Source organism: Pantoea sp. GbtcB22, from assembly GCF_019091025.1.
GTDB classification, from domain to species: Bacteria; Pseudomonadota; Gammaproteobacteria; order Enterobacterales; family Enterobacteriaceae; genus Pantoea; species Pantoea leporis.
On record NZ_JAGXKB010000012.1, the window covers coordinates 42057 to 61371 of the forward strand.

Annotated in this window: 21 protein-coding genes, 3 pseudogenes and 1 riboswitch; of the genes and pseudogenes, 12 read left to right on the forward strand and 12 right to left on the reverse strand. The window is 56.9% G+C overall.

The window, feature by feature from the left end; all coding sequences use genetic code 11:
- Positions 1–90 precede the first annotated feature (90 nt).
- From KVT28_RS23820 to KVT28_RS23830, 3 genes are read left to right on the forward strand one after another with little or no spacing between them, the layout of a single operon-like run.
- Positions 91–1095: a carbon-nitrogen hydrolase family protein gene (locus tag KVT28_RS23820; RefSeq protein ID WP_217550529.1), complete on the forward strand. Its 1005-nt coding sequence runs from the start codon at positions 91–93 to the stop codon at positions 1093–1095.
- Positions 1096–1097: 2 nt separating this feature from the next.
- Complete coding sequence (locus tag KVT28_RS23825; protein ID WP_217550531.1) at positions 1098–2147, forward strand: phenylacetaldoxime dehydratase family protein; 1050 nt, start codon at positions 1098–1100, stop codon at positions 2145–2147.
- The gene (locus tag KVT28_RS23830; RefSeq protein WP_217550533.1) at positions 2144–3019 is read left to right on the forward strand and encodes a transporter; all 876 of its coding nucleotides are present in this window, start codon (positions 2144–2146) and stop codon (positions 3017–3019) included. Before KVT28_RS23825 ends, KVT28_RS23830 begins: the two co-directional genes overlap by 4 nt.
- 217 nt (positions 3020–3236) lie before the next feature.
- Here the strand turns inward: KVT28_RS23830 and KVT28_RS27870 are convergent, their stop codons facing one another.
- Both KVT28_RS27870 and KVT28_RS27875 read right to left on the reverse strand, forming a co-directional pair.
- Positions 3237–3407, reverse strand: a complete 171-nt coding sequence (locus KVT28_RS27870) for a helix-turn-helix domain-containing protein (RefSeq protein ID WP_256448503.1) — start codon at positions 3405–3407, stop codon at positions 3237–3239.
- Positions 3408–3782: pseudogene (locus KVT28_RS27875) on the reverse strand (recombinase family protein); the annotation flags it as partial.
- Between the two features lie 19 nt (positions 3783–3801).
- Between KVT28_RS27875 and KVT28_RS23840 the strand changes: the two are divergent.
- The 5 genes and pseudogenes from KVT28_RS23840 to KVT28_RS23860 form a co-directional block, all read left to right on the forward strand.
- Positions 3802–4191, forward strand: a pseudogene (locus tag KVT28_RS23840) (Tn3 family transposase); the annotation flags it as partial.
- A gap of 190 nt (positions 4192–4381) precedes the next feature.
- Complete coding sequence (locus tag KVT28_RS23845; protein WP_217550535.1) at positions 4382–5041, forward strand: hypothetical protein; 660 nt, start codon at positions 4382–4384, stop codon at positions 5039–5041.
- A gap of 354 nt (positions 5042–5395) precedes the next feature.
- Positions 5396–5791: a hypothetical protein gene (locus KVT28_RS23850; RefSeq protein ID WP_217550537.1), complete on the forward strand. Its 396-nt coding sequence runs from the start codon at positions 5396–5398 to the stop codon at positions 5789–5791.
- A gap of 57 nt (positions 5792–5848) precedes the next feature.
- Complete coding sequence (locus tag KVT28_RS23855; protein ID WP_217550539.1) at positions 5849–6091, forward strand: DUF2767 family protein; 243 nt, start codon at positions 5849–5851, stop codon at positions 6089–6091.
- A gap of 148 nt (positions 6092–6239) precedes the next feature.
- Entirely contained in the window at positions 6240–6839 is a 600-nt protein-coding gene (locus KVT28_RS23860) for a DUF2913 family protein (RefSeq protein WP_217550541.1), read from the forward strand.
- 39 nt (positions 6840–6878) lie between these two features.
- Here KVT28_RS23860 and KVT28_RS27880 read toward each other — a convergent pair whose 3' ends face one another.
- Together KVT28_RS27880 and KVT28_RS27885 are read right to left on the reverse strand one after the other, a co-directional pair.
- Positions 6879–7286, reverse strand: coding sequence for an HNH endonuclease (locus KVT28_RS27880; protein WP_254633630.1), 408 nt, complete (start codon positions 7284–7286; stop codon positions 6879–6881).
- A complete protein-coding gene (locus tag KVT28_RS27885) occupies positions 7183–7635 on the reverse strand; it encodes a hypothetical protein (protein WP_254633637.1) in 453 nt (150 codons plus the stop codon). The genes KVT28_RS27880 and KVT28_RS27885 overlap by 104 nt, the downstream gene beginning before the upstream one ends.
- A gap of 675 nt (positions 7636–8310) precedes the next feature.
- Between KVT28_RS27885 and KVT28_RS23870 the strand changes: the two are divergent.
- The 4 genes and pseudogenes from KVT28_RS23870 to KVT28_RS23885 form a co-directional block, all read left to right on the forward strand.
- A pseudogene (locus KVT28_RS23870) lies at positions 8311–8538 on the forward strand (DNA polymerase V subunit UmuC); the annotation flags it as partial.
- A 73-nt stretch (positions 8539–8611) separates the two neighbouring features.
- Entirely contained in the window at positions 8612–9598 is a 987-nt protein-coding gene (locus KVT28_RS23875; protein WP_085016762.1) for a tyrosine-type recombinase/integrase, read from the forward strand.
- On the forward strand, positions 9598–11715 hold the full coding sequence (locus KVT28_RS23880; RefSeq protein ID WP_110412210.1) for a tyrosine-type recombinase/integrase: 2118 nt from the start codon (positions 9598–9600) through the stop codon (positions 11713–11715). Before KVT28_RS23875 ends, KVT28_RS23880 begins: the two co-directional genes overlap by 1 nt.
- 125 nt (positions 11716–11840) lie before the next feature.
- Positions 11841–12242, forward strand: a complete 402-nt coding sequence (locus KVT28_RS23885; protein WP_085016764.1) for a VOC family protein — start codon at positions 11841–11843, stop codon at positions 12240–12242.
- A gap of 167 nt (positions 12243–12409) precedes the next feature.
- Here KVT28_RS23885 and crcB read toward each other — a convergent pair whose 3' ends face one another.
- The 8 genes from crcB to KVT28_RS23925 form a co-directional block, all read right to left on the reverse strand.
- Complete coding sequence (gene crcB / locus KVT28_RS23890) at positions 12410–12784, reverse strand: fluoride efflux transporter CrcB (RefSeq protein ID WP_010260804.1); 375 nt, start codon at positions 12782–12784, stop codon at positions 12410–12412.
- 2 nt (positions 12785–12786) lie between these two features.
- Positions 12787–13494, reverse strand: a complete 708-nt coding sequence (locus KVT28_RS23895; protein WP_110412224.1) for a 2,3-diphosphoglycerate-dependent phosphoglycerate mutase — start codon at positions 13492–13494, stop codon at positions 12787–12789.
- A 43-nt stretch (positions 13495–13537) separates the two neighbouring features.
- Positions 13538–14827: a phosphopyruvate hydratase gene (eno, locus tag KVT28_RS23900; RefSeq protein WP_085016766.1), complete on the reverse strand. Its 1290-nt coding sequence runs from the start codon at positions 14825–14827 to the stop codon at positions 13538–13540.
- 15 nt (positions 14828–14842) lie between these two features.
- Positions 14843–15268 (reverse strand): universal stress protein, encoded by a 426-nt coding sequence (locus KVT28_RS23905; protein WP_085016767.1) that lies wholly within the window; start codon positions 15266–15268, stop codon positions 14843–14845.
- Positions 15265–16173, reverse strand: coding sequence for a DHHA2 domain-containing protein (locus KVT28_RS23910; RefSeq protein ID WP_085016768.1), 909 nt, complete (start codon positions 16171–16173; stop codon positions 15265–15267). Before KVT28_RS23910 ends, KVT28_RS23905 begins: the two co-directional genes overlap by 4 nt.
- A 78-nt stretch (positions 16174–16251) precedes the next feature.
- A riboswitch (Fluoride riboswitch) is annotated at positions 16252–16321 on the reverse strand.
- Between the two features lie 49 nt (positions 16322–16370).
- Entirely contained in the window at positions 16371–16970 is a 600-nt protein-coding gene (locus KVT28_RS23915; protein ID WP_085016769.1) for a uracil-DNA glycosylase family protein, read from the reverse strand.
- Positions 16967–18127, reverse strand: a complete 1161-nt coding sequence (locus KVT28_RS23920) for a TDT family transporter (protein WP_085016770.1) — start codon at positions 18125–18127, stop codon at positions 16967–16969. The genes KVT28_RS23915 and KVT28_RS23920 overlap by 4 nt, the downstream gene beginning before the upstream one ends.
- Positions 18128–18279: 152 nt before the next feature.
- Positions 18280–19278 (reverse strand): YncE family protein, encoded by a 999-nt coding sequence (locus KVT28_RS23925; protein WP_085016771.1) that lies wholly within the window; start codon positions 19276–19278, stop codon positions 18280–18282.
- Positions 19279–19315 lie beyond the last annotated feature (37 nt).

The following is a 19315-nucleotide window of genomic DNA, read 5'->3' on the forward strand; positions in this document are numbered from 1 at the left end:
ACAAGCATCCTTTCCTTCCTGTTATAACAACGCGCCCGGAAGGGAGGATATATCTGTGTCTGCTGAATTATTTTTACCAGGAGACAGAACATGATGAACAAACCGGTTACCGTTGCCTGCGTTCAGGCCGCCCCCGTTTTTATGGATCTTGAAGGCACCATCGACAAAACAATCGCCCTCATCTCTGAAGCCGCACAGAAAGGTTCGGAACTCATTGCTTTTCCGGAGACCTGGATACCCGGTTATCCGTGGTTTTTATGGCTTAACTCGCCCGCCACGAATATGCCCCTGGTTTATCAGTACCATCAGAACTCTCTGGTGCTGGACAGTGCCCAGGCGAAGCGAATTGCGGATGCGGCGCAGCAGAATAATATCGTTGTCGTTCTGGGCTTCAGCGAGCGCGATCACGGGAGTCTCTATATCTCACAGTGGCTGATTGGCAGCGACGGGGAAACCATTGGCATCCGGCGCAAGCTTAAGGCCACACACGTGGAGCGTACGCTGTTCGGCGAAAGCGACGGTTCCTCTCTGACTACCTGGGAGACACCTCTGGGGAACGTCGGAGCCCTCTGCTGCTGGGAGCATCTGCAGCCGCTGTCCCGTTATGCGATGTATTCCCAGCATGAGGAGATCCATATTGCCGCCTGGCCCAGCTTCAGTCTTTATACCAGCGCAACGGCCGCACTGGGTCCTGACGTCAACACGGCGGCTTCACGCCTGTATGCCGCAGAAGGACAGTGCTTCGTGATAGCCCCGTGTGCCGTGGTTTCTGATGAGATGATTGATTTCCTTTGTCCTGATGATGACCGGAGAGCGTTACTCAGTGCCGGGGGGGGGCATGCCCGTATTTATGGCCCCGACGGAAGAGAACTCGTCGCACCTCTCGGAGAAAATGAAGAAGGACTGCTTATCGCTGAGCTCGACCCTGCAGCGATCACCTTTGCCAAACTGGCGGCTGACCCGGTAGGCCACTATTCCCGCCCTGATGTGACCCGCCTCCTTTTTAATCCCTCAGCCAACAAGACTGTGATTAAACGGCATTCGCCTCCTGAGCTAATTGCCGAACAGGATGCTGCTGAAGAAGAGGAGGAGTAGAAATGGAATCTGCCATTCCTGAGCATCTGCGTACCCTGCGCAGATGTTCCTCCGCCATGTCAGAGGAACATAAGCCGCCTTTTCCGGCCTGGACCGCCCGATTCTCCCCCCTGACCGACCGGGTAGTCATGGCGTACTTCGGTATTCAGGGGAGAAACTGTCCGGATATTTCTGCCCTGAATGAAGTCACTGCGCGTTTTTCGTCAGCGGATGGCCCCGGCCACTGGGACATAGCGTCATGCAAAGACCAAGCGGGTTTTTATAACCTGATGGCCATCGCCTACTGGTCATCCGCAGAGCAGTTTGAGCGCTGGAAACAGAGCTGCCTGTTCCACCTATGGTGGAATTCACCAGAAAGGGAGAACGGGGAGTATGGTTTCTTTCTGGAAATTGTCAGCCCGCAGCCTGAAAGCTTTGAGACCATATTTTCAGACAAAGCATCCCCGGAAGGCGTAGCCCGGCTGGCAGAAGGCATGAGCGGTGAAATTCATGAGCATGGTTACTGGGGGAGTGCCCGCGATCGCCTGCCTGCGGCCCAGAACACCCCCCTCCGGGGAACCGGTAAATCCCGTTCGCTGACAGCAAGTGGAAAACGGATTTTGCTGTCAGGAAGTAACAACCTCTGCCTCATTCGCTCCGGGCAGGACTGGTCGGCCACGCAACAGGAAGAAAGACAAAAATACCTAACAGAAGTAGAGCCGGTACTGCACCAGGGAATGGATTTCCTGAGAGACCAGGGCCATGCCATAGGCTGCCTGAGCTGCCGGTATATGCAGGTGTTAGATCCTTCATCACATGCGCTGACGGAAAAAACGTTTGGTCTGGCACATTTTGCCGATATGGCCGCCCTTGAGCTCTGGGCCAAAAGCCATCCGACACACGTGGCAATATTTGGCGGGTTCATGCGTTACGTGAAAGAGCTGAACTTTAATATCGCGCTCCGCCTGTGGCATGAAATTGTCGTTGTACCTGCAGAATCACAGTATTTTGAATATGTTAACTGTCACCCGGGGACTGGCCTGTTACGGCAGGACTGCGGAGGATCATTATGAATACGTTTTTTTGCCGTACCAGTATTTCTCTTGCAGCAGCATTAAGCATGCCTGCTGATGCCCTTGAGTTTTCTCCCGGAGATTACGAGATGATGCCGGCGAATAAAACATTCGCGCTGGCCTATTTTCAGTATGCGCACAGCGATGAATACTATTCTCAGGGCAATAAAGCAGCGGGTGATTACAGATTACGTTCTGAGGCCACACTGCTGCGCTTTATTCATGGATTTCGGCCTGCGGAAAACTTCAGTATTGAGCCACAGATTATCATTCCGTTTGTCAGGGCGGACGCGATGGGAGATGCCAGCCCACTCGGCAGCGCGTCAGGGATGGGCGATATCATTGTGGGTATGCCTTTAAAGTTCAGAATGGACAACGAAGGCGGTGACATTCTTTCCCTGGCACCTTTTATTTATGCTCCCACCGGAGCCTACAACAATGAAAAAGCTGTGAATGTAGGGGAAAATCGCTGGCGCTATCTGATGCAGGGCGTCTGGATCCATCATTTCTCAGACGCCTGGGCATTCACTACGGGTGCGGATGTCTCCTGGACGACAGCAAATAACCGGTACGGCGCGGATAACAACAGACTCAGTCAAAGTCCGCGGTACGAATATCAGGCGTATCTGAGTTACAACCTGACGCCTGCCACGCAGCTTGGATTTGGCGGCGGATGGATAACCGGGGCCAAAAGCCGGATTGACGGAATTTCCCAGGATGACCGGCTGGACAGCACGTATGTCCGTATCTCTGCCTCGCATTTCATTACACCTGCCGTTCAGGTTCAGTTCTCAGGTGGTCGTGATATTGCTGTAGAGCAGGGATTCCGGCAGGATACAAATATCAGTCTGAGATTGGGTTACCTTTTCTGAAATTCCTGGCCGGGGGGGTGCCTCTGGCCAGATATTTTCGATCTGTGTCGTTAGTTCTGTAAAATAACCTATTATCTTAAATAAAAAATCAACGGACACTTCCTGATCTATTGCTATTCTTTCAATATGTTGCTGCCAAATAAGTTGGGACGTCCTCGTTGTCTTGATTGAAAAATTTACCACGGTTAGCGCTACCCGTGGTCATAAAACATTGGCATCATCCGCGTGTCGAAGATCCGGTCATTTCTTCTGCAAGAATTTTATAAACAGTAGAACGGGCAATACTGAGTTGCCGGGCGATATATGTTGTGCCGGTACCTTTCCGGTGTAATTCCAGCACACCATCTCTGTCCACAGTGCGTCTTCGGCCAAATCTTGTGCCTTTCAGCTTTGCTTCCTTCCGACCTTCGTTTGTGCGTTCCAGTATTCTCCTGCGTTCAGCCTGTGCCACGGCCGACAGAATCGTCACCACCATTTGTCCCATATCACCATCGGTACTGATCCCGTCATGAATAAACCGCACAACAACGCCTTGGCTGTCAAACTCCTATATCATTTGGATCATGTGGGCAGTATCGCGGCCAAGTCGGTCGAGTTTCTCCACAAGAATGACATTACCATCCTCCACCTTCACACGCAGCAGATCCAGCCCCTCACTGTAGGCAGAGCTGCCGGATGCCTTGTCGGTAAAGATGCGGTTGGCTTTCACTCCTGCATTTTTAAGTGCCTTGACCTGAATATCAAGGGACTGCTGACTTGTTGATACCCGTGCGTAACTTCATAATTATATTGATGATGAAGATTATCGTCGGCGGATCATAACGCAGCTCAACCGGGGAAAAGGCCGCCATGCTGTGGCGCGGGCGATCTGCTACGGGCAGCGCGGTGAGATCAGAAAGCGCTATCGTGAAGGGCTGGAAGATCAACTGGGTGCACTGGGCCTGGTCACTAACGCAGTGGTACTGTGGAACACGCTTTACATGCAGGAAGCACTGAGCTGGATGCGCAGTTATGGAGAATAAACCGGGGTTGAAGATATCGCCCGGTTATCCCCACGGATACATGGACATATCAGTATGCTGGGGCATTATACGTTCACGCTACCCGAGGATATTTTAAAAGGAGAACTGAGAGCGTTAAATTACAATATAAACAATGAATTATCTTCTTAGCGTACGTTTTCGTTCCATTGGCCCTCAAACCCCGTAAAGATGAAATGACAAAAATCGCCGCGCAGATGTAGAGTCATTAATTATTTATTATATTTTGGATAAAATTTGATAAGCATTCTCATCGGGCTCATAGCTGACCCGTGTCTGATATGTGTTAGTAAAATCCGAATGAAATTTTAAGGAGACTGATATGGCGAAGCCTGGATTGCTGATTATTCCGGCCATTATGAGTGCTTTTATTATGGCGGGTTGCGATTCGCCGAAGGACGCAAGTAAAGCGAATTTTAAGCGCGCTATTGACCAGAAGCTCAGCGAAAAATGCATTACCTTCCGCCCCGCTGGGATTTTCATCTCTGGGAAATATCCTTTGACCGTAGAGGACGCTCAGGCTAACCAGTTTGTCAGCCAGTCCCAGGCCGACAAAAGAAACGGTGAAAACCAGGGCCCCCTGAACGCGCTGGTCGAGGCTGGCGTTCTTGAGGTCAGACAGGATAACGTAAAGCAGGGATTCGGGAATGGTACCGTGCCGGCTCATATTTACACGCTGACTGATAAAGGAAAAAGCAGTCGTCTCTCAGAAGACAGCCCGTTCCTTTGCATCGGTAAATATAAGGTCGATGAAGTCACAGGCTATACCGAACCCGGTAATGCCGGCGGCACAACGATTTCCAAAGTTGATTACACATTCAGTCCGACTGACGTCCCCGACTGGGCAAAAGCAGAAGCCGTGCGCAGTGCCTATCCCTCGATTGAGCAGTCACTCAGCGATAAGCAAAACGGGCGGGCTGTGCTGGTACTGAAAAACGATGGATGGGCAGCTGAAGCCGTTTCAGGCTCAAACCGCTGGTAATTCCTCACAGACCTGTCTTATATCCACAAGGGTATTCTGCAATGAATACCCCGCATGATTCAGAGTGTTTGCTGGCTAACCTGCTGCCGTAGCCGCCTTACGCTGTCGTTAATATTTCATCCCGGTTGCGCTTATATACGTGCGGTACGTGCCGATAATCAGTATGTGCCTCACCAGGGTACATATAACCGAAACTGCGACTGATTGTGCTTATGGCTCCCTCCGGGAGCCATTTTTTTATCCAGGAAAGTTTGCCCCTGAGAACCGGTTTATCATGAGCAATACGGTGGGCTTCTGGCAGACAGATAAATCCCCACTACACTGTTTGCAAAAATTCAGCATACAAGAGCACATATGAAATACCTGGCATCAGGGGTTATATTGATGGCGTTGAGTCACACAGCTGCAGCTGTTCCACCCTCTCAGTTCTGGCCATCCTGCGATATTAGCGTGCAACAGGGTATCAGGGCTGATAACGGCATCAGCGACGGTGACCCGCTTTTGTCGCATGTTTCGCTGCGCGTCAACGTGATTCAGGCCGATGCCGGTACCGCGCGTAAAGCAGGAAAACTTTCAGAATCGCAGACGGAAATGATCTGGCATCATGCCGACCGCATCCGCGCGGATGCCACGCGCTACGCAAGTGAGCAGGGCTTCCTCAGCGCTGCAGAGCGCGCCAGTCTAGACAGAGAGCTCGATGAGGTCGCCGGACGGCTTTGTGCCCGCATCCTTCAGCCCGTAAGAGGGTAAAGTCCGTCCAACATTTTATTTTCTTAACTTCAGTACCCCACAACCCGGGAGAAGCAGATGAAAATTGATGTAGGTCTTAATGACAATCTTTATGACGAAGCCTGCAGGCTGACCGGGATGTGTTGTCTGACGATGGCCAGAGACGGGGAAGAGATTAACCGGGCTCAGCTGACGGTTGAGCTGATGCGCCTGCTGGGAACCTGCATCGAGCAGGTGGGACAGTGCCCTTCCCCCCTGCTTTTTGCTATTGAGGAGCTGAATGCAGGGCCGGATGCAGACGCCGGAGATGACGGATCCTGAGGTTGCTCTCAACTTATCTCTGCAACTGAACTTCTGGCAGCCTGCCGTCTTCTTAGTCAGGCTTCATTTACGTTGCGCCTCCCGATATCTTAAAATGCGTTTCTGACGTGCTTCCGCTTCACGGAAGCACTGCATTAACGGGAACTTCATGGATAAAGGTAATCTTAACGTCAGTCATCTTGCCTGGTGCGGGCTTGTTGCCCTGAATACGGCCCGCCTTGACGGGCAGGTAAACTCCCCCGCACAGGATAATCTTTTCCTGACCCGCTGGCTGGCCACGGCGGAGAAGCAGCGGCGCTTTCCGAAGGAGCTGGCCAGTGATATCAGCTGGCTGCTGCGTGAGGGTCGTGAAAAAGGGCTGCGTGCCGACCTGCCCGGCAAGCTGGACTACCTCTGGCGCGCCGGGAACGGCAACCTGAAGACTCAGAACGACCTGTTCCGTCTGCAGCATGCGCTGCACGCGGTGAAGCTGACCGGGTGGATTTACATGGTGCTGGCAGACAGCGAATGGAGCGGGCGCCGGCAGCTGCGCCTCAGTCCGGCCGTTTCAGGTATCTACCTTAACCGTAACGGGCTGGATTCCGGCTTTGACGAGCACGGTCAGCAGCGCATTGCCCTCCCCGCCCGTATAACCGGCGACCTGCCCGCGCTGGACGCGCTGCTTAGCCGTTCTGGCTGGCGTTGCGTGAAGGCAGAAAGCGAAGATGTGCTTTATCACCTTCTCGCTGAAGGCTTTACCGGAGCCTGAGCCCGCTCAGTGTGTACGACTGAACTCTGTGCAAAAACCTTACAGACCGGCTTTTCCCTTAAGTCTGGCGGCGGCAATGATTGCTTTCAGCGCGTCGGTTTCCATCGGTGGCCTTGTCCGGTGAACCATGGCGTGGCAGTTCGGGCAGAGCGGGACCATATCATTTACCGGGTCGGGCCGGTAATTCTCACTCACCGTATGCAGCGGGACCCGGTGATGCACGTGGATAAAGTTGCGCCCGGCTTCGCCGTAAAACTCCTCAAAGCTGAAGCCGCATCCCTGACACCGGTAGCCGTGGTGCCGCAGGCAGGCTTTTCTGGCCGCAGGATCACGTTCGTAAGCATTAACAAGGATCTGCGCCTTTGCGCCTTCGCTGTATATGGTTGATGCAGGCAGCTCCTCCGGCAGATATTGCGCTTCTCTGCAAGCGTACCAAACCCCCTTCATCCTGAACGAGATAGCGCAGCTGCAGGTGGTGGCTGAATTTTTTTATCCGGGATATGTCCTCTGAATATTCAGACAGGCTGTGGCCCATGACGAACGTGTACAGGTCGTAACCTTGCCTCACATACTCCAGATGCTCCAGCGCCTGCACGTATCCGGGCTGGCGGCGTTGTTTACCGTCACGCGTGATGAACTCCCATGAGTCACGCAGGATAACCTCGTGCTCCTCACCTGCTTCCGTGTCCCAGGCACCGAAGATGACTTTCATGTCATTATGATCGATGAAGGACCAGCTCCACGTCCAGTTTGCGCAGGTCGCGCCCTTCGATAAGATAAACTGTTTTCTGTTCATAGCATTTTCATGAGTACGCTGATGCGGGCTACCTTATCAGGAGCAGTAAATGAATTTCTATCAAAAGCTCAGCCAGCGGGCCGTCAGGGCGGAGACTGCTGAAGAGTGGGGCCAGGCAGCCTCAGAGTGGCAAACTCTCCTGACGCAGCCTGCCGCCTATCCCTGGCGTGTGTGGATCCGGGACAGGATACGCTACTGCAGAGCGCGCGCATCTGCGTTGCCCCGCCGGCACTGAGTCCGGAAGCTGATATAAACAACCGATACGGCTGACGTGCCGGTCAGAACGGAGCATATTAATGGCCTTTCAGAGCCCGGCCCAGAATTACAGAGAGACGCGCCTGAACCTGGGGGACCTCGTCAGCCTCTCCGCTTATTCCACTTACCTGATGCGCAGCGACTGTGACATCCCTGACGCCGGCATCGTGAAAGGTTCAGTGCTGGCCATCGATCGCGCGCTGACGCCGGCGCATGGCCAGCTCATTGTTGCCGAGGTTGACGGTGAGCTGACGCTGCGTCGCCTGCTGCTGACACCTGTCCCCGCCCTTCAGGCGCTGGACTCGGATGAAACCGTCACGCTCATAGACGTGAGCCAGCCGCTGCCGTCTGGGGCGTGGTCGCCTACGCCCTCACCGACGTGGCCGGGCTGGGATTCAGCGGACCGGCGGGGGAGTGACCATGTTTGCCCTTGCAGATGCCAACAATTTTTACGCTTCCTGCGAAACCGTGTTCCGGCCCGACCTGCGCGGCCGACCCATCGTCGTGGTATCTAATAACGACGGCTGCGTCATCGCGCGTTCGGCTGAGGCGAAGCGGATGGGGATTAAAATGGCCGCCCCGCTGTTTCAGAACGATCGCTTCTTCCGCGAGAACGGCGTGCACGTGTTCAGCTCCAATTACGAGCTGTAGTAAGTTAAGTGGAATGCAACATTGAGTGAGTAAACTTTGAGCAGCGATATTGCTGTCAGAGGAGAACACGATGCTGATCCCACCGAATGAACAAAGCCTATTGCTGGCAGAGCGCTGGCTGAAACTGTTATCCGATCTCGGGCGGGCGCAGGGCACACTCACCGCCTACCGTAGCGCCCTTCATCATTACTTTTCGTTCTGCAGCGAGAACGGAATTGAACCTGAAAAAGCCCGGTTTGAAGACCTCGCCGCCTACATCCGCCCTCAGCTGCCTGGCATGCCTTACCCTGCGGCCAGTGCCACGCTCCAGCTGCGCCTGTCTGCTATCCGTCTCTGGTATGACTTTCTTGTTTATCAGGATATATGCAGTCTCAATCCGCTACCCCGCGCGGGTTTACCGGGTGCCATTTATACCGGGCGGGGGCTTGTCCCGCGTATCACCCGCTTACCTGTAATACCTGACAATGAACAATGGCTGAGATTTCTTAAACATGTTTCAGCTGCTTCCCTGCGGGACCGGCTGATGCTCGCACTGGCCTATTTTGGTGCACTCCGCCGTGCAGAGGTGACAGCCCTGACGCTTGAGGATATCGACCCTGCTCATCGCCTGATCCGTATCCGCCCGGAAACAACGAAAAGCCGGCGTGAAAGGGTTGTGTGCTATGGTCCGGACATTACGCCGGTACTGGCAAACCTTTTCCGGCAGCTGAAGCGGGCTGGCCGGACACAGGGGGCGTTGTTCCGTTCATTTTCTGATCGTAATTACGGCACTCCTCTTTCTGTGTGGAGCTGGAGTAAAACCGTGCGCAGATGGGCTCTGGATACGGGGCTTCCACAGATTACAACCCACACCTTTCGCCATCTTCGCCTGACCCATCTGGCTCGGGCCGGCTGGAAGCTGCATGAGCTGGCGACTTATGCTGGACACAGAGATCCGCGCACCACACAGATTTATATCCATCTGTCAGGGTCCGATCTGTCTGGCCGGATAACCGCAGCCGTAGCTGAAACCGACAGGAAAATCGCTGGCCTTATTTTTCAGGCGGGGGCTTACTGATGAGTGGAAAAAAAAACACAGTCACTTATATACCTTTCAAACGCACAGATTATCAGCTGAGCGATGCGCTGAGTCCTGAGGAAAAAGACGCGATACGTACAGGCTACCGGCGGTCTGCTGCGCTCGATCGGCCAGATTCCCTGCCATATTTGCTGCTGCCTCTGCAGGACATTGCCTCACGAAGCAGTATCAGTGTCAGACTTGCCAGAATTACCCTCCTTGCCGTTCTTGCAGAAACGCACCGGTCGGGTCAGCCCTGCTGGCAGTGGACGCAGGAAAGATGGTTAACGCTCTGTGAGCAACACTGTTCCGGCAGGCCCCTGCTTGCTGCTTTTGCCTTTCATCTCGGTCCGTTTTCTTCTCCGCTCAGCCTGCCAGTGCATGGCGCACCGTCGTTGTACGCCAGTGCTATATATGGCCGGAGTATTGTCAGTCATGAAATTAACCGGCTGACAGACGTTCTGATCTCAATGGGATATGCCGGGCAGAATCAGAAGCACAATATGTCCGGTATGCTGGGTGTACTGATGCTGATGAACAACGACCCGCGTCTTGAAACTTTTACGACAGACCTCCTGTGGCGGGGGCAGAACTGCCACGACCGGGGAATCGCAAGAGCTACGGGGAAAATATCCTGTGCGCTTGCTGCTATGGGAATTATAGAGAGCCCCCTGAGAATGCGTAACTATCAGGAATGGCATGAAAAGCCAACACAAGGTATCGCACCTGACTGGGCGCGGTGGTGCCGGATGTGGCGGGAAACGTCGGTACTCCGCCCCCGCTCCAGAGAAACTCAGTACAGTTTTATTCTCCGCTGTGGCCTGTGGCTTGCCCGGGAAAAGCCGGAAATATGCGAGCCCTCTGACTGGACAATGGAAACCTGCGCCAGCTTTATTGCAATGGTCGGCAGACTGAAAGTAGACGAGCTGTCACTGGATACAAAGAAAGGGGGCAGACAATCAAAACGCTCAGGAGAACCCCTGATGCCGCATTCCCGCAGCCGGTTTGTTTATGCCATTCGCCGTTTTATGCTTGATTATGAAAGCTGGGGATGGGGGCGATTAAAGTTCAGTCCGGCCCGCCATCTGTCCACGCCTGATACACCGCTGTTTCGTCAGGGCGTGAGCCCCCGCGTTATTGATGATCCGGTCTGGCTCAGACTGGTCTGGGCGAGTCTGAACCTGCGTCAGGAAGATTTGCTGAGCGAAATTCATTATCCCCTGTCTATGCTTCAGGCTATGGCGGTTATCTGGACGCATGCCGGGCTGCGACAGAACGAGCTGTTGCGCCTGACAATGAACTGCGTTACCCCACAGGTGGATGACATTCTGCAGGAAAACAGCAGCCCTGTCCCGGCCGGTACTCTGTGCTATCTCAGCGTACCAGCCGGCAAAACGTCTAAAGCTTTTGTTAAGCCAGTCTCGTCTGTTGTGAAAAAATATGTCGATATCTGGCTCAGTGAGCGTCCTCAGGAGCAGGCAGCATTTACGGATGAACGCACCGGTGAAAAAGTTCGTTATCTGTTTCAGAACCGGGGTAAACCGGTGGGAAGAAACATAATAAATCTCACTGTCATTCCGCTTCTCTGCGCCAGAGCGGGTATGTCTGTGGAAGATTCACGCGGTCCCATTACCAGCCACCGCGGCCGTGCTTCTGCCGTTACAGCACTGGCCAGTGTTGCCGGGGGGATGTCTTTACATGAGCTGATGCAGTGGTCCGGCCATTCATCCCCACAGTCAACCCTGCATTATATTCGTATACGTCCGACTCAGCTGGCCGCTTCGTTCGTCAAAGCCGACAGGGTCTCTCATATGATAAGCGTGCTGATTGACCACGATCCGGAAGCCGCCAGTCTGACCGGACCCGCGACGTACTATGATCTGGGTGACTCATACTGCACGAACCCTTTCTGGAGCAGCTGTCAGCACCGGATGGCCTGCATCGGCTGCGATTTTAACCTGCTTAAAGACAGCGCGCGCGGGCTGATAATGGAGAGTAAAGCATCCATCCGGCGTTACCTCGAAGAGGTTCCGCTCACTCCCGATGAGAGATCCATACTGGAGCAGGATGCTGAAAAGGTTGAGCGGGTTCTTACAAGACTGGATCCACAATCCTGACGGATCAGATGCTTACAATGTCCGGCCTGAGGGTGTCAGCGCAGAGTCAGTACAGACGACCGAACGTCGTATCTGATATAAATCTGATTATAGCGGGCGTGATGCCGTAACTGATGGAGCCGCAGATGAGAAAACAGAAGCGATGTATGGGGTATGTGGCTGTTGTGGTCGATGACTACGATCGTGCAATTGAGTATTACACCGATAAGCTGGGCTTTACCCTGATTGAGGACACGCCGCAGCCGGGTAAGCGCTGGGTCGTGGTGACGCCGGACCCTGACAGCGACTGTGCTATTCTTCTTGCCCGCGCGTCGAACGATCGGCAGGAAGGCTTTATCGGCAATCAGTGCGGCGGACGGGTTTTTCTGTTCCTGCAGACCGACAACTTCTGGCGCGACTACAATGCTATGAAGGCAAAAGGCGTCCACTTCTGTCAGGAGCCGCGGGAGGAAGAATACGGAATGGTTGTCGTGTTTGAGGACATCTATGGCAATCGCTGGGACCTTTACCAGAACAGACAGACCTGAAACTCTGTCACGACAGTGCCCCGGATTTACGAGAAGCATTACAGGCGTAAACCCTGTCGGGTCAGGCCCGCAGAGAGCGCTTCTGAACAATATACTGAACTGTCTGACCTCAGTGCAGCGGTCGCTGCACTGAGGTCTCGCCTGGATTAAAGGCCGTACGGTCCGGGTTAACCACACAGCGTCATGATATAAAATCCGGCCGCCGTCATGGCCAGCGAACCCAGCACGTGTATCAGCACCGAGGCGGCTGCCCAGGCATAGCTGCCTGACTGCAGCAGGGCAAAAACCTCAGCTGAAAATGTGGAGAAGGTCGTCATTCCTCCACACAGCCCGGTGGTAATGAGCAGCCGCCAGGCCGGATCGAGGCCGGGATGGCGCAGAAAATACGCCAGGGCCGCCCCGATGATAAATCCACCCAGCAGGTTGACCAGCAGCGTCCCCGGCGGCAGGTCCGGAAAAAGCGCATTCAGGCGCGCGCCCAGCTGCCAGCGGATAACACACCCTAAAGCACCGCCGGTGATGACGGCAAAAAGCTGATTCACGTTCACTCCTTTTTTTTAATATTCAGAACATCACGGGACACGACCTGGGCGGCCGCATCCATCTGATATACGACCGGCACGCCGGTCGGGATGTGCAGCTGTGCCACGCTGTCGTAAGGCATGCCGTCCAGGAAGGCGGTCAGGGCGCGCAGCGTGTTGCCGTGCGCCACAACCAGAACGGAACTTCCGCAGCGTAACTGCGGTACCACAGCATGCTGCCAGTACGGCATGACGCGGCGCAGCGTCATTTCCAGGCTTTCCGTTGCAGGCAGGTCGGCCAGCGCAACGCGGCGGTAGCGCAGATCCCGACGCAGCTGCGCCGGAGCCTCCGCGTCCGCGGGCGGAATGCCGCTGAAGCTTTTGCGCCAGAGCCGGACAGTCTCTTCCCCCATTATCCGGGCAGCGTCGTCCTTGTTCAGCCCCTGCAGCGCCCCGTAGTGGCGCTCATTCAGTCGCCAGCTCTTTTCCACGGGCGTCCAGCTGCGGTCAAGACGGTCCAGCACCCGCCAGACCGTGTGAACGCAGCGTGTCATCACCGAGGTGAAGACACGGTCGGGCATCAGGCCCGCTGCCCGCAACGCGTCACCGGCCCGGTCGGCCTCCTGCAGCCCCCTGACCGTCAGCGGCACGTCTGTCCATCCGGTAAAACGGTTTTCCCGGTTCCACTGGCTTTCGCCGTGACGCAAAAGGATCAGCGTTGCAGAGGCCACAGGCATTCCTTCTGTGCCGGACGGGGACCGTCCGGCGGATGTGCTACGTGCGGCGCACAAACGCATGAAGCCCCGCGTAGTGCGCATCGTCACCCAGCGCCTGCTCAATGCGCATCAGCTGGTTGTACTTTTCCACGCGTTCGCCGCGGCACGGCGCGCCGGTTTTCAGGTGTCCCGCGCGCAGGGCCACCGTCAGGTCGGCAAGGAACGTGTCCGTGGTTTCCCCGCTGCGGTGGGACATGAACGCGCCCCAGCCGTGCCGCTGGCAGAGCGCCACGGCGTCCAGCGTTTCGCTGAGCGAGCCTATCTGATTGAGTTTAATCAGTGCGGCGCTGGCGAGGTTTTCGTCAATGCCGCGCTGGATATACTTCACGTTGGTGACAAACAGGTCGTCACCAACCAGTTCGGCCCTGCCCGCAAGCTGCCGGTGCAAATGCTTCCAGCCCGCCCAGTCGTCCTCGGCCAGGCCGTCTTCCAGCAGGATGACGGGAAACTGGTCCATCAGCTCGCCGTAGTATGCCGTCATTTCCGCCGCGCTCAGCGCGCTGCCCTCGGTGCGCAGATGATATTTGCCGTCTGCGAAAAACTCACTTGAGGCAGGGTCCATGCAGATGCTGATGTCTTCTCCGGGCCGGTATCCGGCTTTCTCAATGGCCTGTACGATAAACGCCAGCGGGTCGCGGTTTGACGACACGGCGGGCGCAAAACCGCCTTCGTCGCCCACTGCCGCCGACAGGTTGTTGTCCAGCAGGATCTGGCGCAGCGCCTGGTAGACCTCGCTGCCCTGACGTACGGCCTCGCGCAGCGTGGGTGCGCCGTGCGGGGCTATCATGAACTCCTGAAAGTCCGCGCCCTGACCGCGGGCGTGCACGCCGCCGTTGATAATGTTCATGCACGGCACGGGCAGCAGGTTCGCCTGCAGGCCACCCAGGTAGCGCCACAGCGGCTCGTGGGAGGCCTGTGCCGCCAGCCGGGCCACCGCCAGCGACACGCCCAGAATGGCATTGGCACCCAGGCGACTCTTGTTCTCCGTGCCGTCCAGCGCCAGCATGATGTTGTCCAGCTGACGCTGTTCGCGCACGTCGCTGCCGCGCACGGCCTGGCAGATTTCCGTATTAACCGCCCTGACGGCATCCAGCACGCCTTTACCGCCAAAACGGTGTGCGTCACCGTCGCGGCGCTCTGCGGCCTCGCGCGAGCCGGTACTGGCCCCGGAAGGCACCGAGGCGCGCGCCATCATCCCGTCCGTAGTCCGGGCTTCAACTTCAACGGTGGGGTTGCCGCGCGAGTCAAGAATTTCACGGGCGGTTACGTTATCCAGTGTAAAGCGCATGGTGTTTCTCCCGGTTCAGTCAGTCAGGTGAGTGATAAGCACATCCACCGTAAGGTGGTTGATGTAGTCCGCCGAGCGGGAGGTGAGCATTCCCATAAAGCGGTTTCGGTGCCCGGCAAGCACGAGGTCCACGCCCAGCTCCGCGATGCACTTCTCCACGTCCTCAACGCGGCGCATGGTCACCAGCTCCCGCGTGTCTACCGTCTCAGGCACGGAGGCCGCCAGCTCACTCATAAACGCTTTGCCTTTCAGCACCTCCTCCGACACGACGTCGTCCATCAGGCTGTCAGACACGTAGTTCATCTCCCGGTAGTCGTCGCTGATGTGCGCCAGGGTGATTTTCATGCCGAGCGGCTGCGCCAGCGCGACCGCCCGTTTCAGCAGAAGAGTGCCGTCGTTTTTATCGTTCACAAGTATCAGTGCGTGGGTGTAGCAGGTCATAATGAACCTCCGTTCTGGTTAAGGCGGGACTCAAGCCACGGCAGAAGCTGCTTTTTGCGGCTGAGCATGCCCGGTACGGAGCAGGAGGCGACGTTAACGCTCTCCCGCCCGGCGAAGTAAAGCGTTGAGAACCCGGTACGAATGTCGGTCAGCATCAGCACCGCCAGGCCAGCTCCCGACTGGTCTGCCAGATACGCCAGTGCTGCGAGCAGGTCGTTCATCACGGGGGCAACCTGTGACGGTGAGCTGACCTCAATCTGGGCTATGCGCACGTCGGTGCCGGCAATGACGAAGGCCTTGAGGTCCCTGTCCAGCAGCTGCTGTGCGCTGAGGCCGCTGACGTCTGTTTTTGCGGTGAGGAGGTCACGGGCGAAGGCTCTGCGGTTTACGCCAGACAGTGCGCCCAGTTCGGTCGCCGAACGGATATCGTCTTCGGTGGTGGTCGGCGAGCGAAGATTCACGGTATCACTCAGGAGTGCGCCCAGCAGAAGCACGGCGAGCGTCGGGGGCAGCATGCGGCGCGCTTCTGCGTCCATCAGCAGCCAGAGCAGCGTGGCGCTGCTGCCAACCGGGCGAATATGTACCTCCGGCGGCAGTTGCGTTATCAGCCCGCCCAGCCGGTGGTGGTCAGTGATGCCCACGACGTTGCTCCGGAGCAGGTCGTCAGGCCCCTGTGCCGGTTCGGTGAAATCGACCAGCCAGACCCGTTCATCCTTTAGCGGAAAAGCGAGCAGCGGCGGCAGCGTGAGGCCGGCGGCGTCAAAGATAAAGCGGGTTTCCCGGTTAGCCTCGCCGAGACGCCATGCGCGGGCATCCATTCCGCGCCCGGTCAGCCAGTGTGCGGTGACGACGGTCGTGCAGATGGCGTCGCTGTCAGGATTAATGTGGCCAAAAACGTGTATCACAGGTCTCTCCCCATAGAGGGAAGTACGCAGGCCGGGAGGAAAGTAAGGACGGCCTGACGCACCTCCTGAAAATCAAGAGTCACATCAGGCGTCATCAGCTCCTGAACGGAGCGGTTGGGAAGGGTGGAACGCCATCACCCTGTACTGTGAGTATAGAGCCGGTTGCAAAACCTGTCAGTATTATTCCGGCGGCGCTCTCAGCCCGCCAGCGCAGTGCGTGCCTCGCGGAGCACCTGGCGGATGTTTTCCGGCACTGCCGGGCTTGTGCAAAGCGACAGCGGGCTGGGGTGAGGCATAGTCAGCACCGTGACGCCGGGGCGAAGGCAGCTGACCGTCCCGCGGGCCTGCGCCGCTACGGCACCGGCCAGCACCACCACGCGCAGCGCGGGCAGATACGCCAGCACGCCCTCAAGCCAGGCGCAGCCGCTGCGGATGTCCGCCGCTGAGGGCCGTTTCTGCGGCCCGTCACTGACCCAGGGCACCGTATTCCACAGCACGCTGTCCCGGCGCGCAATACCGGCCTCCGCCAGAAACCGCCCCAGATTCTGCTGGGCCGGCCCCGGGTTATCTCGCGAAACGAACCGGGGTGACGGGCTGCTGCGCGCCGGCGACTGCAGCAGGACAAGCAGTCCGGCCCCGGTCCCGCCGTCGGCCGGATCAAACCACGGCAGTTCCACGCCGGCCTGACGCTGCCCGCTGACCCAGCGATTCAGCGCGGCTACGTGCGGCGCGGTAATCGCCGCGAGGCGCTCCTCGCGCAGAAAGGGGTCCAGCAGCGACGTGCAGGTTTCACTCACGACTTCCGGTCCAGGCCTGCCAGGCAGGGGGAAACAAAGAGTTTCCCGCTCCATGCCCCGCGCACCGTCTTCACAGCGACAAGCAGCCACATGGCGGCCAGCATGACGACAAGAAGCGCGCCGAAGCCTTTAAAGAACGCCAGGTCAACGAGGGTGGACAGCTTCAGCGTGGCGACGGTGTACACGCCCAGCGGGAAGGTAAAGCCCCACCATCCCAGGTTGAACGGAATGCCTTCACGAAAGTATCGCACGGTTATCAGCGTGGCCAGCAGCATCCACCACAGGCCGCAGCCCCAGAAGAGAATGCCGGCAACGAACCCCACGCCCTGCGCGATGTGAGCGATTTCCGGCATGCCCGCCGCGGCAAACACCCCGGGCGCATCGCCGCCGATGACCAGCATACCGAGCGAACCGGTGCCAATCGGCCCCAGGGCCAGCCAGCTTGAGGCTGCCATGCTTTCGTGCGGCAGCTTGTGCAGGGCCATACGCAGCAGCAGGATGGCAAGGATGCTCAGCGCCACCGGTACGGAGTAAGCCCACAGCACGTAGCTGGTAATAATGATGCCGAGCTGCGCGTGGGTGTCGGCAATGTGCGGCGCCAGCAGGCCGCCGCTGACCGCTGCGACCTCGGCAGCCACAACCGGCAGTAACCAGACGGCCGTCATCTGGTCAATGCTGTGCTGCTGCCGGGTAAACATCATGTAAGGAATACACACGCCGCACAGCAGCGACATCGCCACGTCCAGCCACCACAGGGCGTGCGCCACCGGAATGACGTCTGCGCCCCACCGGGGAAGACCGAACGCCAGCAGGCCGTTGATGATGGTCGCCATGCCCATCGGGATGGTGCCGAAGAACATGGACACGGTTGAATGGCCGAAGATGCGCTTTGCCTCACCGAAGTACATGACCCAGCGGGCCAGATACATCACGGCAAAAACGCTGAACAGCAGGATGTTAAACATCCACAGCCCTTCCGCGACGAGGCGCAATCCCGGAACCGGCCAGGGGAACTGCGCCAGAGACAGCGACAGGATACCGGTTCCCATGGTGGCGGCGAACCAGTTTGGCGTGAACTGACGTATGGCCTCTTTCGGGCTGCTCAGCGCGCTCAGCGGGCGTGCTCCGTTATGCAGGGTAAATATTTTATCGTTCATGCCGGGATCTCCTGTGTAAACAGAAACAGTATAGGCATGCAGACGTAAATCTTTAAAACAGGTTATTCAGCTAAAATAAATCTGTAAAAGTGGTTTATCCTCCCTCACCCTGCGAAAGACTGTTACTGCACCGGAGTGAGGGAGGGACTGAATCAGGCCTTCGGCGGGCTTTTAATCGTGGCCGTGACGCGGTTCTGTTTCAGGTCAACCACCGAAATACTGAGGTCTTTATTCAGCACCCACGCGCGGGCACTGTCTTTACTGAAAACGATGGCCTGACGGGGCGCATCCAGTCCGGTAACAGTGGCGACCACCTTACCGGCGGCGGTATCAATAACGGAGAGGCTGTTGTCACCCAGGTTGCCGCTGTAAACATAGCGGTTATCCGGTGTCAGGGCGGCACCGTAAGGGTCCTGCCCCACGGGAATGGTTGCCGTAATGGCGCGCTTCTGCGTGTCAACCACTGCGATGGTGTTGCTCCCGCTGTTAGCCGCGTAAAGCGTGCGGCCGTCGGCGCTGACAGAAATGGCGCGCAGCTTGCTGAAGCCGGTTATCTCGCCGCGAATCTCACCCGTTACGGCGTCAACGAGGGTGATTTTATCGCCCTTAAAGTTGGTGACGTAGACGGTTTTGCCGTCCGGGCTGATTTTGATGCCCTGACGGGGCTGAGCAAAACCCGTCACAACCGAAACGGGCCGGTTGTGGGTCAGGTCATACACCGAGAGTGTGCTGGCGGCTTCGTTATTCACATACAGACGCTGACCGTCACGGCTGATGGCTGTACCGAATGCCCCGGCCCCCAGCGGCAGCGTGGTCTCCACGTCAAGCGTCCCGGTGCTGATTTTTCTGACCACGCCGAGGCTGCTGTCTGAAAGATATACAGCCTTCCCGTCGGGGGAGAAAAGCGCATTGCGGGGCGTGACGTATCCCTTCAGCACCTTTCTGACTTTGCCGTTAACCAGGTCGTAAACCACCACGTCAGGGCGCTCACTGTAGGAGGCCACCGCCGTTTTTTCATCGGGACTGACAGCAAGAGAATTGTTGTGGATATCGCCGTCAAACGTCCAGCGCGCCTCTGCGGCACCGGCGAGGGTGCTGATGAGAAGAAGCGCCACCGCGGTCAGTCCCGGGATCCTGTATTTTTTTATCATCATTTTTCCTGCATAGGGGGTGGTAAGGGATAAGACT